Annotated in this window: 15 protein-coding genes; 12 read left to right on the forward strand and 3 right to left on the reverse strand. The window is 71.1% G+C overall.

Features of this window, described 5'->3' with window-relative positions; translation table 11 throughout:
• Positions 1–14: 14 nt before the first annotated feature.
• Genes ACIRJT_RS01330 through ACIRJT_RS01345 form a run of 4 tightly spaced genes read left to right on the forward strand, consistent with a single transcriptional unit; the run spans position 15 to position 3,571 of the window.
• Entirely contained in the window at positions 15–1,067 is a 1,053-nt protein-coding gene (locus tag ACIRJT_RS01330; protein WP_403903014.1) for an ABC transporter substrate-binding protein, read from the forward strand.
• Positions 1,051–1,884, forward strand: a complete 834-nt coding sequence (locus tag ACIRJT_RS01335) for an ABC transporter ATP-binding protein (protein ID WP_403903016.1) — start codon at positions 1,051–1,053, stop codon at positions 1,882–1,884. The genes ACIRJT_RS01330 and ACIRJT_RS01335 overlap by 17 nt, the downstream gene beginning before the upstream one ends.
• A gap of 31 nt (positions 1,885–1,915) precedes the next feature.
• Positions 1,916–2,848, forward strand: coding sequence for a TauD/TfdA dioxygenase family protein (locus tag ACIRJT_RS01340; protein ID WP_403903019.1), 933 nt, complete (start codon positions 1,916–1,918; stop codon positions 2,846–2,848).
• A gap of 30 nt (positions 2,849–2,878) precedes the next feature.
• The gene (locus tag ACIRJT_RS01345) at positions 2,879–3,571 is read left to right on the forward strand and encodes a demethylmenaquinone methyltransferase (protein ID WP_403903021.1); all 693 of its coding nucleotides are present in this window, start codon (positions 2,879–2,881) and stop codon (positions 3,569–3,571) included.
• A gap of 67 nt (positions 3,572–3,638) precedes the next feature.
• On the opposite strand, the gene ACIRJT_RS01350 is transcribed toward ACIRJT_RS01345, so the two are convergent.
• Positions 3,639–4,166: a GNAT family N-acetyltransferase gene (locus tag ACIRJT_RS01350; RefSeq protein ID WP_403903024.1), complete on the reverse strand. Its 528-nt coding sequence runs from the start codon at positions 4,164–4,166 to the stop codon at positions 3,639–3,641.
• A 97-nt stretch (positions 4,167–4,263) separates the two neighbouring features.
• On the opposite strand from ACIRJT_RS01350, the gene ACIRJT_RS01355 reads away from it, so the two are divergent.
• A complete protein-coding gene (locus ACIRJT_RS01355) occupies positions 4,264–5,547 on the forward strand; it encodes a geranylgeranyl reductase family protein (protein ID WP_403903027.1) in 1,284 nt (427 codons plus the stop codon).
• Positions 5,548–5,689: 142 nt separating this feature from the next.
• On the opposite strand, the gene ACIRJT_RS01360 is transcribed toward ACIRJT_RS01355, so the two are convergent.
• Complete coding sequence (locus ACIRJT_RS01360; protein ID WP_403904396.1) at positions 5,690–6,307, reverse strand: CGNR zinc finger domain-containing protein; 618 nt, start codon at positions 6,305–6,307, stop codon at positions 5,690–5,692.
• Between the two features lie 124 nt (positions 6,308–6,431).
• Here ACIRJT_RS01360 and ACIRJT_RS01365 point away from each other — a divergent pair, with 124 nt between their 5' ends.
• The 3 genes from ACIRJT_RS01365 to ACIRJT_RS01375 all read left to right on the forward strand — a co-directional run bounded on the left by ACIRJT_RS01365 (position 6,432) and on the right by ACIRJT_RS01375 (position 9,224).
• The gene (locus tag ACIRJT_RS01365; RefSeq protein ID WP_403903029.1) at positions 6,432–7,169 is read left to right on the forward strand and encodes a metallophosphoesterase; all 738 of its coding nucleotides are present in this window, start codon (positions 6,432–6,434) and stop codon (positions 7,167–7,169) included.
• 248 nt (positions 7,170–7,417) lie between these two features.
• Positions 7,418–7,594: a hypothetical protein gene (locus tag ACIRJT_RS01370; RefSeq protein ID WP_203685532.1), complete on the forward strand. Its 177-nt coding sequence runs from the start codon at positions 7,418–7,420 to the stop codon at positions 7,592–7,594.
• Between the two features lie 421 nt (positions 7,595–8,015).
• Positions 8,016–9,224 carry a Cmx/CmrA family chloramphenicol efflux MFS transporter gene (locus ACIRJT_RS01375; RefSeq protein WP_403903032.1) on the forward strand — a complete coding sequence of 403 codons (1,209 nt, stop codon included), beginning with the start codon at positions 8,016–8,018 and terminating at the stop codon, positions 9,222–9,224.
• A gap of 1 nt (position 9,225) precedes the next feature.
• On the opposite strand, the gene ACIRJT_RS01380 is transcribed toward ACIRJT_RS01375, so the two are convergent.
• On the reverse strand, positions 9,226–10,095 hold the full coding sequence (locus tag ACIRJT_RS01380; RefSeq protein WP_403903035.1) for a C40 family peptidase: 870 nt from the start codon (positions 10,093–10,095) through the stop codon (positions 9,226–9,228).
• Positions 10,096–10,894: 799 nt separating this feature from the next.
• Between ACIRJT_RS01380 and ACIRJT_RS01385 the strand changes: the two genes are divergently transcribed.
• The 4 genes from ACIRJT_RS01385 to ACIRJT_RS01400 are packed head-to-tail and all read left to right on the forward strand — an operon-like array spanning position 10,895 to position 13,874.
• Positions 10,895–11,254 (forward strand): NADH-quinone oxidoreductase subunit A, encoded by a 360-nt coding sequence (locus tag ACIRJT_RS01385; protein WP_003967084.1) that lies wholly within the window; start codon positions 10,895–10,897, stop codon positions 11,252–11,254.
• 18 nt (positions 11,255–11,272) lie between these two features.
• On the forward strand, positions 11,273–11,827 hold the full coding sequence (locus ACIRJT_RS01390; RefSeq protein WP_371625236.1) for an NADH-quinone oxidoreductase subunit B family protein: 555 nt from the start codon (positions 11,273–11,275) through the stop codon (positions 11,825–11,827).
• Positions 11,824–12,552 (forward strand): NADH-quinone oxidoreductase subunit C, encoded by a 729-nt coding sequence (locus ACIRJT_RS01395; protein WP_403903038.1) that lies wholly within the window; start codon positions 11,824–11,826, stop codon positions 12,550–12,552. The genes ACIRJT_RS01390 and ACIRJT_RS01395 overlap by 4 nt, the downstream gene beginning before the upstream one ends.
• A complete protein-coding gene (locus tag ACIRJT_RS01400; RefSeq protein ID WP_371625238.1) occupies positions 12,552–13,874 on the forward strand; it encodes an NADH-quinone oxidoreductase subunit D in 1,323 nt (440 codons plus the stop codon). Before ACIRJT_RS01395 ends, ACIRJT_RS01400 begins: the two co-directional genes overlap by 1 nt.
• Positions 13,875–13,895 lie beyond the last annotated feature (21 nt).

Here is a 13,895-nt window from a genome sequence, read left to right on the forward strand (position 1 = left end):
CGAAGGACACCCACATGCCCCGATCACGCGGCCCGCTCCGCATCGCCTCCCTCGCCGCGGCCCTGGGCTCCCTGCTGGCGATGACCGCGTGCGGCCAGGGCGGCGGCTCCGGCGACGGCGGCGGCGGCGGGAAGACGATACGCATCGCCTACCAGGCGTTCCCCAGCGGCGACCTGATCGTCAAGGAGAAGGGCTGGCTGGAGAAGGCGCTCCCCGGATACCGGGTCAAGTGGACCAAGTTCGACTCCGGGGCCAGCATCAACACCGCCTTCGTCGCCGGGGCCGTGGACCTCGCCGCGATCGGGTCCAGCCCGGTGGCCCGGGGGCTCTCCGCGCCGCTGAACATCCCGTACGAGGTGACCTGGGTGCTCGACGTGGCCGGGGACAACGAGGCGCTGGTCGCCCGCGACGGCTCCGAGATCTCCTCGGTGAAGGACCTGGAGGGCAAGAAGGTCGCCACCCCGTTCAGCTCCACCTCCCACTACAGCCTGCTCGCCGCGCTCGACCGGGCCGGGGTGGACGCCTCGAAGGTCCAGCTCCTCGACCTCGAACCGCAGGACATCCTGGCCGCCTGGACGCGTGGCGACATCGACGCCACGTATGTGTGGCTGCCGACACTGGAGGAGCTGAAGAAGACCGGCAAGGTCATCGTCTCCAGCCGCGAACTCGCCGCCGACGGCAAGCCGACGCTGGACCTCGGCGTCGCCTCCACCAGCTTCCTCAAGGCCCACCCGGACGTCCTGCCCGCCTGGCGCACAGCACAGGCCCGGGCGTTGGACCTGATCCACGACGACCCCGAAGCCGCCTCGGCGTCCGTGGGCAAGCAGCTCGGCATCAGCCCGGCGGAGGCGGGTTCCCAGCTGAAGCAGGGCATCTTCCTCAAGCCCGCCGAACAGGCCGACGCCAAGTGGCTCGGAACGCCCGGCAAGCCCGGCGGCCTGGCCGACAACCTGCACAGTGCCGCCCGGTTCCTCGTCGACCAGAAGCAGATCGACGCCGCACCGGACATCGAGGCCCTGCGCGGGGCCATCCACGCGGAAGGGCTCAGCGATGCCGTCAGCCCCTGACACCGGGAAGACCTCGGCCACGGAGGCCCCTGCCCCGGAGGCCCACGAAGCCGGGCCCGTCGTCTCCGTACGGGACGTCCGGCACACCTACGGACGCGGCCCGGACGCGGTCACCGCACTCGGCCCCCTCTCCCTGGGCATCCCGGCAGGTGAGTTCCTGGTCCTCGTCGGCCCCTCCGGCTGCGGCAAGAGCACCCTGCTGCGGCTGATCGCGGGCTTCGAGCACACCACCGAGGGTGCGGTCGAGGTGTTCGGCGAGCGCCCCGGCCCCGGCGGCCGGGCGGGCATCGTCTTCCAGCAGCCGCGCCTCTTCCCCTGGCGCACGGTCGGCGACAACATCGGCCTGGCGCTGAGGTACGCGGGTGTGCCCCGAGCCGAACGGGCGGGGCGGACAGCGGAGTTGCTGGAGCGCGTCGGCCTCGCGGACACCGCCCACCGACGCATCTGGCAGATCTCCGGCGGCCAGCAGCAGCGCGTCGCCATCGCCCGCGCCCTGGCGGGCGGCAAGCGGCTCCTGCTGCTGGACGAGCCGTTCGCCGCGCTCGACGCCCTCACCCGGGAACGGCTCCAGGAGGACCTGCGCACGGTGAGCGCCGAGACCGGGACCACCTGCGTCTTCGTCACCCACAGCGTGGACGAGGCGGTCTTCCTCGGCACCCGCGCGATCGTCCTCACCGACCGCCCCGGAACGGTCGCCCTGGACCTTCCGATCGACCTGCCCCGCACCGGCGCCGACCCCGACGAACTGCGCGGACTGCCCGCGTACGCCGCCCTGCGCGCCGAGATCGGCACGGCGGTGCGCAACGCGGCCCGCTGACCCGACCCCGTACACCGAGAGGAGAAGGACCATGACCATCACCACCACACCCCCCGCCCCCGCCCTGCGCGCACACCGCGTCCCCGCCGACGGCCTGTACGAGGGCCCGCGCGAGCTGCGCCGGGTCCCGGAGGGCTGGACCGACCGCCCGTACGAGCTGTTCCGGCTGGTTCCGCTCGGCCGGGTCATCGGCGCGGAGATCCACGGCGTCGACCTGTCCCGCCCGCTGGAGACGGCCCTGCGCGCCGAGCTGGACCGGGCGTTGCTGGAGTGGAAGGTGCTGTTCTTCCGCGACCAGCACCTCACCTCGCACCAGCAGCGCGCGTTCGCCGGGCACTGGGGCGAGCTGGAGACGAACCCGCTGCTCGCCACCGGCGACGACCCCGAGGTCGCCCGTCTCGACCGCACCGCCCACCCCACCTTCGAGAACGTCTGGCACGCGGACGTCACCTTCCGCGAGCGCCCCGCCCTCGGCGCGGTCCTCCAGCTCCGCGAGGTCCCGCCGGTCGGCGGCGACACGCTGTGGGCGGACATGGCCGCCGCGTACGACAACCTCCCCCAGGAGGTGAAGGAGCGTGTCGAGGGGGCCCGGGCGGTGCACGACTTCGTCCCCGGGTTCTCGCGCTTCACCCCGCCCGAGCGGCTGGCGGCGCACCAGGAGGAGTTCCCGCCGGTCGAGCACCCGGTGGTGCGCCGCCACCCGGTCACCGGGCGCCGGACGATCTTCGTCAACGCCTCGTTCACCACCCGGATCGTGGGCTTCGGGCGGGCGGAGAGCGACCGGCTGCTGCGGCTGCTGTTCCAGCAGGCGCACGCCCCGGAGTTCCAGGTGCGGTTCGGCTGGCGCGCCGGCGACGTCGCGTTCTGGGACAACCGGGCCACCCAGCACTACGCGGTCAACGACTACGCCCCGTACCGCCGGGTCGCCGAACGCGTCGCGATCGCGGGAGACCGCCCTCACTGATCCCCGCGGCCGGGCTGCTTGAATGGACGGGTGACCCGAGCCTCCCTGGAAAAGCAGCCGCACGAAGTCGCCTCGATGTTCGACGGTGTGGCGGCCAACTACGACCTGACCAACGACGTGATCTCGCTCGGCCAGGCCCGGCTGTGGCGCAGGGCGGTCGCGGCGGCGGTCGACGCCCGCCCCGCGCAGAAGATCCTCGACCTGGCGGCCGGTACGGCGACCTCCTCGCAGCCCTTCGTGAAGGCGGGCGCCTACGTCGTACCGTGCGACTTCTCGCTCGGCATGCTCAAGGTCGGCAAGGAGCGCCACCCCTGGATGCCGTTCACCGCGGGCGACGGCATGAAGCTGCCGTTCAAGGACGAGACGTTCGACACCGTCACGATCTCCTTCGGGCTGCGCAACATCCAGGACACCGAGGTCGCGCTGCGCGAGCTGTACCGGGTGACGAAGCCCGGCGGCCGGGTCGTGATCTGCGAGTTCTCCCAGCCGACCTGGACCCCGTTCCGCACGGTCTACACGGAGTACCTGATGCGGGCGATCCCGCCGGCCGCCCGCGCGGTGTCCTCCAACCCGGACGCGTACGTCTACCTCGCCGAGTCCATCCGCGACTGGCCCGACCAGCCCGCCCTCGCCGCACTGCTCCAGAAGGCAGGCTGGTCGAAGGTCGCCTGGCGCAACCTGACCGGCGGCGTGGTGGCCCTGCACCGGGCCACCCGCGCCTGAGGCAGGTCCGGGAGCCTCACGGCTCCGGGCGGGCCCGGCCCTCACGGCTCCGGGCGGGCCCGGGCCCTCACAGCTCCAGGCGGAAGCAGACGGCCTCCTGCCCGCGCGGGGTGGCGTACGACTCGGCCCGCCGCATCCCGAGCCGTTCCGCGACCGCCATCGACCGGGCGTTGCGCGAGTGGACCATCGCGACGACCTCGCCCACCCCCGCCGCCCGTATCCGCTCCAGCGTCGTGCGGGCCGCGGCGGTGGCGTAACCCCGGCCCCACGCCGCACGCCCCAGCCGCCAGCCGATCTCGGTCGCGCCGACCGGCCCGTAATGCGTGTGCGGCCACGGCTGCGCCCCGGTGAAGCCGAGGACGGCGTCCTCCGCGTCCGTGACGGTCCACAGGCAGTAGCCCAGCTCCGCGTCGTGCCGCCGCTGGCGCGCGGTGAGTTCCTCGTACGCGGAGAGCTCCGAGCTCCGGCCGCCGAAGAACTCCATGACCTGCGGGTCGTCGAAGACCCGGTGCCAGCTCAGGGCGTCCTCGTCGGTCGGAACACGGAGGTGTACGGCGGGGGCCGAGGTGGGGGGCGTGACAGGTGCTGTCGACATGAGGGAGCCCTTCGGAGGGTTGGTTCGCAGGCCCCCATAGACTGCACGGGACATGTGCCGCGCGGCACGCGAATTCGAGTCTTCGGGAGATCCGACCGTGACCGAGCCCCTCTCCGAGCACAGCGCGGACGTGATCGTCGTCGGAGCGGGCCCAGCCGGCTCCACGACCGCCTACTACCTCGCCAAGGCCGGACTCGACGTCCTGCTCCTGGAGAAGACCGCCTTCCCCCGCGAGAAGGTCTGCGGCGACGGGCTCACGCCCCGCGCCACGAAGCAGCTCGTCTCCATGGGGATCGACATCTCCGAGGAGGCGGGCTGGCTGCGCAACAAGGGCCTGCGGATCATCGGCGGCGGTGTGCGGCTCCAGCTGGACTGGCCCGACCTCGCCTCCTACCCGGACTACGGTCTGGTCCGCAAGCGCGACGACTTCGACGAGCAGCTGGCCCGGCAGGCGCAGAAGGCCGGCGCCCGGCTGTACGAGCGGTGCAACGTGGGCGCGCCCATCAAGGACGAGCGCACCGGCCGCATCACCGGCGTCGAGGCGAGGATCGGCGAGGAGAAGACCCCGGTCACCTTCCACGCCCCGCTCGTCGTCGCCGCCGACGGCAACTCCACCCGGCTCTCCCTGGCGATGGGCCTGCACCGCCGCGAGGACCGCCCCATGGGCGTCGCCGTGCGCACCTACTTCACCTCGCCCCGCCACGACGACGACTACCTGGAGTCCTGGCTGGAGCTGTGGGACAAGCGCGGCTCCGAGGACCGGCTGCTGCCCGGCTACGGCTGGATCTTCGGCATGGGCGACGGCACCTCCAACGTGGGCCTCGGCATCCTCAACTCCTCCTCCGCCTTCAAGGAGCTGGACTGGCGCGAGGTCCTCAAGGCCTGGTGCGCCTCGATGCCGGAGGACTGGGGCTACACCCCGGACAACATGACGATGCCGATCCGCGGCGCGGCCCTCCCGATGGCCTTCAACCGCCAGCCGCACTACACCAAGGGCCTCCTCCTCGTCGGCGACGCGGGCGGCATGGTCAACCCGTTCAACGGCGAGGGCATCGCGTACGCCATGGAGTCGGGCCAGATCGCGGCCGACGTCATCGTCCAGGCCCACGCCCGCGCCACCCCCGCCCAGCGCGAACTGGCCCTGAACAACTACCCGAAGGTGCTCAAGGAGACCTACGGCGGCTATTACACGATGGGCCGCGCCTTCGTGAAGCTGATCGGCAACCCGAAGATCATGAAGATCGCCACCCAGCGCGGCCTGACCCACCCGCTGCTGATGAAGTTCACCCTGAAGATGCTGGCCAACCTGACCGATCCGCAGGGCGGCGACGCGATGGACCGCATCATCAACGGCCTGTCGAAGGTGGCCCCGAAGGCCTGAGGCCCGCGGCCGGGCGCCCGCCGCACGCAGGCGGTCCTGTACGTGGACGACGACGAGCCCCCGGGTGGTGAGCGCGACCGGACGGCGGCCAACCGGCTCCATGAGTACGTCGCACGGCGTGGGGCCTCTTGCCGCGTACATCTCACCGTGGGGCGGGCCCTTCACCCGTCGCCGCATCGCGCGTGCGCCCGTAGTGGCGCGCCACCCGGGCCCGGTTGCCGCAGGAGGGCTTGCACCACTCCTGCCGGCCGTGGCTCCTGATGAAGTACCGCACGCAGCGCGGCGCGTGGCAGGCCCGCAGCCGCTCGCGCTGCGGACCGCTCAGGAAGTCGACGGCATCGCGCGCCAGCGCCGCGACGAGCCGTACGCGTGGATCGCCCTCGGCCGACAACAGCCCGGCCGCGGGGAGCCCTTCGGCGGGCCAGAGCAGTTGGGGGGCCACGGGTTCCCTGGCGGCTGCCGCGTTGAGGAGGGTCAGGGCCTCCTCGGCGGGCATCAGGCGGTGGGCGTCGGCCGGGCTGGGCGGGGCCGGGCTGACCACCCGTGCGAACAGGGCCCGCACGGCCCGCCGTACACCGATGACCGTGTCCCTGAGCTCCTCGTCGACGACGAGTTCCCCCACGTCGTGCTTCCCGGCCGGGGCGAGCGGGCTCAGCAGTCCGCTCTGCCGCCGGATCCACCGGGCCGCCCCTTCGACGGTGGCGAGGTCGTCGAGGACGCCGCCGTCGCCGTCGTGCCGAATGGTGCTCGCCAGTTCCATGACGGGCCGCTGGGTCACCGGCCGCTCCCCTCGCCGCCTCTTGAACGTTCGCGCTCGTCACTTTAGAGTCTCGGGAGTCCTAACGGAATAATGAAATTTAACGTTAGATGAGGGAGGGCTGCTTATGTTGCTTGCCCAGATCAGCGATCTGCACCTGGACGGCGGCGAACGCGCGACCCGGCGGGCCGCCCGCGTCATGGACCATCTGCGGGCCCTGCCGCGTCCCGTCGACGCGCTGCTGGTCACCGGGGACATCGCCGACCACGCGGCCGAGGCCGAGTACGAGGAGGCGGTACGCCTGCTCGACGCGCCGTTCCCCGTGCTCGCCTGCCCGGGCAACCACGACGCCCGGCCCGCCTACCGCAAGGCGTTCCTCGGGGAAGCCCCCGACACCGCACCCGTCAACCGGGTCCACCGCATCGCCGGGTGCGCCGTCCTGATGTGCGACTCCACGATCCCCGGCCGCGACGAGGGACGCCTCGACCCGGAGACGCTGGCCTGGATCGACGCCACGCTCGCCGGGCTGCCCGCCGACGTCCCCGCGCTGATCGCCTTCCACCAGCCGCCCGTCGAGCTCCACCACCCGCTGCCGGACGCCGGGATGCTCCAGGAGCCCGAGCGGCTCGCCACCCTGCTCGCCGCCCACCCGCGGGTCGTCGCCGTCCTCACCGGGCACGCCCACACGGCCGCAGCCTCGGTCTTCGGCGGCCGCCCCCTGATCGTCGGCCCCGCCGTCACCTGGACCCTGCGCATGCCCTGGGAGGGAGACCGCCCGGCGGACCGGGACCAGCCGCCGGGGCTGGCGTTCCACGTCCTGGGCGAGGACCGGCGGCTGACCACGCACTTCCGCGTCGTCCCCTGAGGCCTTCGGATTCCGGCACTCCGCCTCACGTCGGCGGTTAATCCCCAACTCCCCAGGTGATCGTGTGCGATGATTTGCGCGCCCCCGGTCGTCGGCAGTACCGGACCGGACGGCGCCCGCCCGCCCCCGCCCGCAGTGGCGGCACGCGGTGCGTGCCACTCTTCTTGACGCACGCTCACACCGAACGCAGGCCAGCGGGGTACGGAACAAGCCGATACAGCGCTGCTCGACCCCAAGGACAGACAGCCATGACCACCGCCTCCCTGCCCCAGCACCACGGGCTCTTCCTGGAGCCCCGCTTCGCCGTGGACCCGACCGCGACGGACGAGGACGAGGACTTCGACGCCCCGTACGACGCGCCGCCCGCGCCCACCACCTCGGCCAAGGAGCCGGAGCGGACCAACCGCCGCCCCCGCCGCCGCTGATCCGGGCGGCGGCCCTCCGGCCGGAGGCCCTCCGGACGGCGGCCCTCCGGCCCGGAAATCCGCTGGAGGCCCCGCCGTCCGGCAGGTAGCCTCCTCGTCATGACCAGCCCCGAGTCCGACAGACTCCGGCCACCGGTGCGCCGGTGGCCGTGTTCGTGCTGAGCGTCGCCGGCTGACCCACGGGTCACCGGCCCCTTCGTCACGGTTCCACGCCCCCCCCGGCTCACCGCGGGTACGGGCCGTTCCCTCTCGCGTACGCGCCGAAGCAGCGCCGTACGCGGAGTTCGTGCCGCCGGGCGATCACCGCCGGGCACTCCTCCGCGCCGCCCCGCCGGACCACCGGCGGGCGTCCGCGCGCCCGTATCCCCGCATCCCGGTCTGTCTGTCCACCCGACGGTTCCGTCCAAGGGGCTTTCCACCCATGCCAATCGCTGTCTACGTCCTCGGGCTCGCGGTCTTCGCCCAGGGCACCTCCGAGTTCATGCTGTCCGGGCTCGTCTCGGGCATCGCCGCCGACCTCGACGTCTCCCTCGCCGCCGCCGGCCTCCTCACCTCCGCCTTCGCCGTCGGGATGGTGGTCGGCGCGCCCCTGATGGCGCTCTCCAGCCGCGCCTGGCCCCGTCGTCGCGCCCTGCTCCTCTTCCTCGCGGTGTTCGTCGCCGTCCATGTCGTCGGTGCTCTCACCCCGAGCTACGGAGTGCTCCTCGCGACCCGCTTCGTCGGCGCCCTCGCCAACGCGGGCTTCTGGGCGGTCGCGCTGACCACGGCCGTCTCGATGGTCCCCGACCGGCTGAAGGGCCGGGCCACCGCCGTGGTGGTCGGCGGCGTGACGGTCGCCTGCGTGGTGGGCGTACCGGCCGGCGCGTTGCTCGGGGAGCACTGGGGGTGGCGGTCGGCCTTCTGGGCGGTCGCGATCGTCTCGCTGCCCGCCGTCCTCGCGGTCCTGCGCTCCATCCCGGGCGGCCGGGCCACGGACACCGGCGCTCCCGTACCCGTACGGGACGAACTGCGCGCGCTGACCGGCCCCCGGCTGCGGCCGGTCCTGCTCACGATGGCCCTGGTGCAGGGCGCGACCTTCTGCACGTTCTCCTACCTGGAGCCGCTCCTCACCAGGGAGACCGGCCTGGGCGCGGGCTGGGTGCCGGTGTCCCTCGCGCTCTTCGGGGCGGGCTCGTTCGCCGGGGTCACGGTGGCGGGCCGCTTCGCCGACGCCCGCCCGGTCGCCGTCGTCGCCACGGGCATGGCCGCCCTCCCTCTCGGCTGGGCGGCACTCGCCCTCGCGGCGGGCAGCCCGGTGCTCGCCCTGGCACTGATCCCGCTGCTCGGCATGCTCGCCTTCGGCACGGGCACCGCCCTGATCACCCGGGTCCTGGGCCTCGCGTCAGGGGCCCCGACGCTGGCCGGCGCGGGCTCGACGACCGCGTTCAACCTGGGGGCGACGGTGGGCCCGTGGGCGGGCGGCCTGGCCCTGGACGCCGGTTTCGGCTACCGGGCTCCGGTCTGGGTGAGCGCTCTGCTGATGGTCCTGGCCCTGCTCGTCGCCGCGACGACGGCGAAGGGCCGCCGCCCCCGAGCGGGGGAGCGGCGGCCCTTGGAGGCTGTCGACCTGAGCGCCGACGGGCGCTTGTGAATCAGAGAACGCGGACCGCGCCGGTCGGCCGGTCGTAGTCCATGGAGCGCTGCACCGTACCGGTGCTGGAGTTCTGCGCACCGACGAACTCGCCGCCACCGATGTAGATCGCGACGTGGTACGCGCTGCCCGCGCCACCCCAGTAAAGGATGTCGCCGGGCTGGAGGCTGTCCAGGGAGACCTGGGTGCCGGCGGTCGACTGGGACTGCGAGACGCGCGGCAGGTCGATGCCCGCCGTGCGGTAGGCGGCCTGGACCAGACCGGAGCAGTCCCACGCGTTGGGGCCGGTGCCGCCGGACACGTAGGCGTCGCCGACCTGCGCCTTGGCGAACGCCACGATGGAGGCGGCGGAGCCGCTCACGTTCGAGGAGGAGGAGTTCGAGGAGGAGGAGGGCGCGGAGGCGGAGCTGCCCGAGTCCGAGGAGTCCGAGGAGCCCGAGGAGGCGCTGAGCGTCGTGCGCTCGGAGGTCCGGGAGGCGCGCTCGGCGCGCTCCTTGGCCTCTGCCTCGGCCTTCGCCTTGGCGGCGGCTTCGGCCTTCTTCTCGGCCTCGGCCTTGCGGACGGCCTCGGCGTGGGCCTTCTTGGCCGTCTTCGCGGCCTTCTCGGCCGCGGCGTCCTCGTCGGCCTGCGTCTCCAGGTCGAGGGCGACCTGCTGTGTGGCCTGGGCGGAGGCGGCCACAGCGGTGGAGAAGCCGGACGTGATCGTGGGCATCTCGATCGTCTGGGTCACCGGCTCGGCCTGGGCCGGACCGGCGGCACCCGCGACCGCGATGGTGCTGAGGACGCCACCGGCAACTCCGGCTCGCAGTGCCGACTTCGAGGCGCGCTGACGGGGCTTCCGGTGGCTGGGTATGTGAGCGGTGTGGGACATGGGTACTAGCGCTATCAGGGCTGTAGGGGTCCCATCAAGAAACGTGTGTTGCGACACAGTTACGTTCGGAATCTGTGAATCCGCTTTCTGGGCACCCTTATTGACGCCGTAACGGGCAAATCGGGCGCCCGTCGTTAGGCCCGTGATCACTGCCTTTCGGTAATACGCCCGAATTGCCCGTCGCTTACCATCCGTTCACACCGATGGCCAAGCCCGGCTTTCCGGGGGGCGGGGGCGAGTGGTGCAGGTCACAGAGCGGCTCCACCGGGACGGGCAACCCTCGCGCCCGTCATCCGCGTGGGCGTCCGCGGCCGGCGAGCCGATGACCGGACGAGCGGACCGGCGGACGGGCGCTCTCCGGATGCGTGATCCGGAAGTTCGTGAATGCGTGCACATGTCCGCATCGGTCCTCGCCGCCCCTCGTGCGGGCGGTCGTCGATCTCGGTCGAGGCCTTTATCACCCCAGGGCATTCCATCGCCAATTTGCTTGTACAGGCCGTCGATTGATAGCGCGGCACGCCTTTGACCAGCGGTAACACCATCGAATGTCACGTCTCGTGATCACTCGGCCGCTTCGCGTACGAAGATCACCGCTCATACGACTTCATGATCGTTCGTCAGGTGGTGGAGATCACAAAGCCGTTGTCGTACCCCGTGTCGCAGATCACAGGGGGGCGGGCATAGGATGCGGGGCAGTCGGGCTTGTGAACTGCCTCACATGTACACGATCTTGGTGAGGCAGTGAGCCGGTCGCCCGATGCGGTCCACAGGTCAAGGACGACTGGAAGGAGCGAGGAGCGTGAATGCCTACGCGCCCATCCTCGTGCTCGGCGCCCTCGGGGCAGGGTTTGCGATCTTCTCCGTGGTCATGGCCACGCTTATCGGCCCCAAGCGGTACAACCGGGCAAAGCTCGAAGCGTACGAGTGCGGCATCGAACCCACCCCGACTCCCGCCGGAGGCGGCCGCTTTCCGATCAAGTACTACCTGACGGCGATGCTTTTCATCGTCTTCGACATCGAGATCGTCTTCCTCTATCCCTGGGCGGTCTCCTTCGACGCCCTGGGGATCTTCGGGCTCGTGGAGATGCTGCTCTTCGTGCTCACCGTCTTCGTCGCCTATGCGTATGTGTGGCGTCGCGGCGGCCTGGAATGGGACTGAGGGGCTGAGGGGCACACCATGGGACTCGAAGAGAAACTGCCGAGCGGCTTCGTTCTGACCACGGTCGAGCAGGCCGCGGGCTGGGTGCGGAAGTCGTCCGTCTTCCCGGCCACGTTCGGACTGGCCTGCTGCGCCATCGAGATGATGACGACCGGTGCGGGCCGCTACGACCTGGCCCGGTTCGGGATGGAGGTCTTCCGCGGATCGCCGCGGCAGGCGGACCTGATGATCGTCGCGGGACGGGTGAGCCAGAAGATGGCGCCCGTCCTGCGGCAGGTCTACGACCAGATGCCGAATCCCAAGTGGGTCATTTCCATGGGGGTTTGTGCGTCATCAGGGGGAATGTTCAACAATTACGCCATTGTGCAGGGTGTTGATCACATTGTCCCGGTCGATATCTATTTGCCGGGTTGTCCGCCACGCCCCGAGATGCTGCTGGACGCCATCCTCAAGCTCCACGAGAAGATCCAGACCTCCAAGCTCGGGGTCAACGCGGAGGAGGCCGCCCGCGAGGCGGAGGAAGCGGCCCTCAAGGCACTGCCCCTGATCGAGATGAAGGGGCTGCTGCGGTGACCGAGAACTCCGACGCGAACGGCGAGCGGAACGGCAACGCCGTACCCGCCCCGCGCGACACCGGCGGCGAGGTCATCCGCGTCCGCAAGGGCATGTTCGGCGCGAACAACGGCGGCGACACCTCCGGCTACGGCGGCCTCGTCCGCACCGTCACCCTGCCGGGAGCCGCCTCCCGGCCGTACGGCGGCTGGTTCGACGAGGTGGCCGACGAGCTGGAAGGGGCCCTGGAGGAACAGGACCTGCTCCCCTCCAACGCCATCGAGAAGACGGTCGTCGACCGCGACGAGCTGACCTTCCACATCGCCCGCGAACACCTGGTCCAGGTCGCCCGCACCCTGCGCGACGACCCCGCCCTGCGCTTCGAACTCTGTACGGGCGTGAGCGGCGTCCACTTCCTGGGCGACAAGGGCCGCGAGCTGCACGCCGTCTACCACCTGCGGTCCCTCACCCACGGCCGGCTGATCCGGCTGGAGGTGTCCGCCCCGGACAGCGACCCGCACATCCCGTCGCTCGTCGAGATCTACCCGACCAACGACTGGCACGAGCGCGAGGCGTACGACTTCTTCGGGCTCGTCTTCGACGGGCACCCGGCCCTGACCCGGATCATGATGCCGGACGACTGGCAGGGCTTCCCGCAGCGCAAGGACTACCCCCTCGGCGGCATCGCCGTCGAGTACAAGGGCGCCCAGATCCCGGCTCCGGACCAGCGGAGGTCGTACTCCTGATGACCACTCCCCACGCGACACCCCGAGCGACCACCGAGGGGACTGTATATACGGTCACCGGCGGCGACTGGGACGAGGTCGTCGAATCCGCGGTGAAGTCCGACGACGAGCGCATCATCGTCAACATGGGCCCCCAGCACCCGTCCACGCACGGTGTGCTGCGCCTCATCCTGGAGATCGACGGCGAGACCGTCACCGAGGCCCGCTGCGGCATCGGCTACCTCCACACCGGCATCGAGAAGAACCTCGAATTCCGCAACTGGACGCAGGGCACCACCTTCGTCACGCGGATGGACTACCTGACGCCGTTCTTCAACGAGACGGCGTACTGCCTGGGCGTCGAGAAACTCCTCGGCATCGAGGACCAGATCCCCGACCGGGCCACCGTCCTGCGCGTGCTGCTGATGGAGCTCAACAGGCTCTCCTCGCACCTGGTGTGCATCGCCACCGGCGGCATGGAGCTCGGCGCGACCACGATCATGATCTACGGCTTCCGCGATCGTGAACTGGTTCTCGACCTCTTCGAGCTGTTCACCGGCCTGCGGATGAACCACGCGTTCGTCCGCCCCGGCGGCCTCGCCCAGGACCTGCCCCCGGGCGCGGTCGACCGGCTGCGCGAGTTCATCAAGACCATGAAGAAGAATCTGCCGGAGTACGACAAGCTCGCCACCGGCAACCCGATCTTCAAGGCCCGTATGCAGGACGTCGGTTATCTCGACCTGACCGGCTGCATGGCGCTCGGCGCCACCGGCCCGGTGCTGCGCTCCGCCGGACTCCCGCACGACCTGCGCAAGAGCGACCCGTACTGCGGCTACGAGACCTACGACTTCGAGGTCCCGACCGCCGACACCTGCGACTCCTACGGGCGCTTCCTCATCCGCCTGGAGGAGATGCGCCAGTCGCTGCGCATCATCGAGCAGTGCATCGACCGCCTGGAGCCCGGGCCGGTCATGGTCGCCGACAAGAAGATCGCCTGGCCCGCCCAGCTCGCCCTCGGCCCGGACGGACTCGGCAACTCGCTCGACCACATCCGGAACATCATGGGCACCTCGATGGAAGCCCTGATCCACCACTTCAAGCTGGTGACCGAGGGCTTCCGGGTCCCGGCCGGTCAGGTGTACACCGCCGTCGAGTCCCCCAAGGGCGAACTCGGCGTGCACGTCGTCTCCGACGGCGGCACCCGCCCCTACCGGGTCCACTTCCGCGACCCGTCCTTCACCAACCTCCAGGCCATGGCGGCGATGTGCGAAGGCGGCCAGGTCGCCGACGTCATCGTCGCCGTCGCGTCCATCGACCCCGTGATGGGAGGCGTCGACCGGTGACCACATCACGCCAAGACGTCA

It is taken from the genome of Streptomyces sp. NPDC102283 (assembly GCF_044766265.1).
GTDB lineage: Bacteria > Actinomycetota > Actinomycetes > Streptomycetales > Streptomycetaceae > Streptomyces.

Bases quoted from the DNA above. Each gene is read 5' to 3' on its own strand.
- ACIRJT_RS01380 (WP_403903035.1), bottom strand. From the start codon at position 10,095: ATGTCCCACACCGCTCACATACCCAGCCACCGGAAGCCCCGTCAGCGC.
- ACIRJT_RS01340 (WP_403903019.1), top strand. From the start codon at position 1,916: ATGACCATCACCACCACACCCCCCGCCCCCGCCCTGCGCGCACACCGC.
- ACIRJT_RS01400 (WP_371625238.1), top strand. From the start codon at position 12,552: ATGACCACTCCCCACGCGACACCCCGAGCGACCACCGAGGGGACTGTA.
- ACIRJT_RS01365 (WP_403903029.1), top strand. From the start codon at position 6,432: ATGTTGCTTGCCCAGATCAGCGATCTGCACCTGGACGGCGGCGAACGC.
- ACIRJT_RS01390 (WP_371625236.1), top strand. From the start codon at position 11,273: ATGGGACTCGAAGAGAAACTGCCGAGCGGCTTCGTTCTGACCACGGTC.
- ACIRJT_RS01335 (WP_403903016.1), top strand. From the start codon at position 1,051: ATGCCGTCAGCCCCTGACACCGGGAAGACCTCGGCCACGGAGGCCCCT.
- ACIRJT_RS01370 (WP_203685532.1), top strand. From the start codon at position 7,418: ATGACCACCGCCTCCCTGCCCCAGCACCACGGGCTCTTCCTGGAGCCC.
- ACIRJT_RS01375 (WP_403903032.1), top strand. From the start codon at position 8,016: ATGCCAATCGCTGTCTACGTCCTCGGGCTCGCGGTCTTCGCCCAGGGC.
- ACIRJT_RS01330 (WP_403903014.1), top strand. From the start codon at position 15: ATGCCCCGATCACGCGGCCCGCTCCGCATCGCCTCCCTCGCCGCGGCC.
- ACIRJT_RS01350 (WP_403903024.1), bottom strand. From the start codon at position 4,166: ATGTCGACAGCACCTGTCACGCCCCCCACCTCGGCCCCCGCCGTACAC.
- ACIRJT_RS01360 (WP_403904396.1), bottom strand. From the start codon at position 6,307: ATGGAACTGGCGAGCACCATTCGGCACGACGGCGACGGCGGCGTCCTC.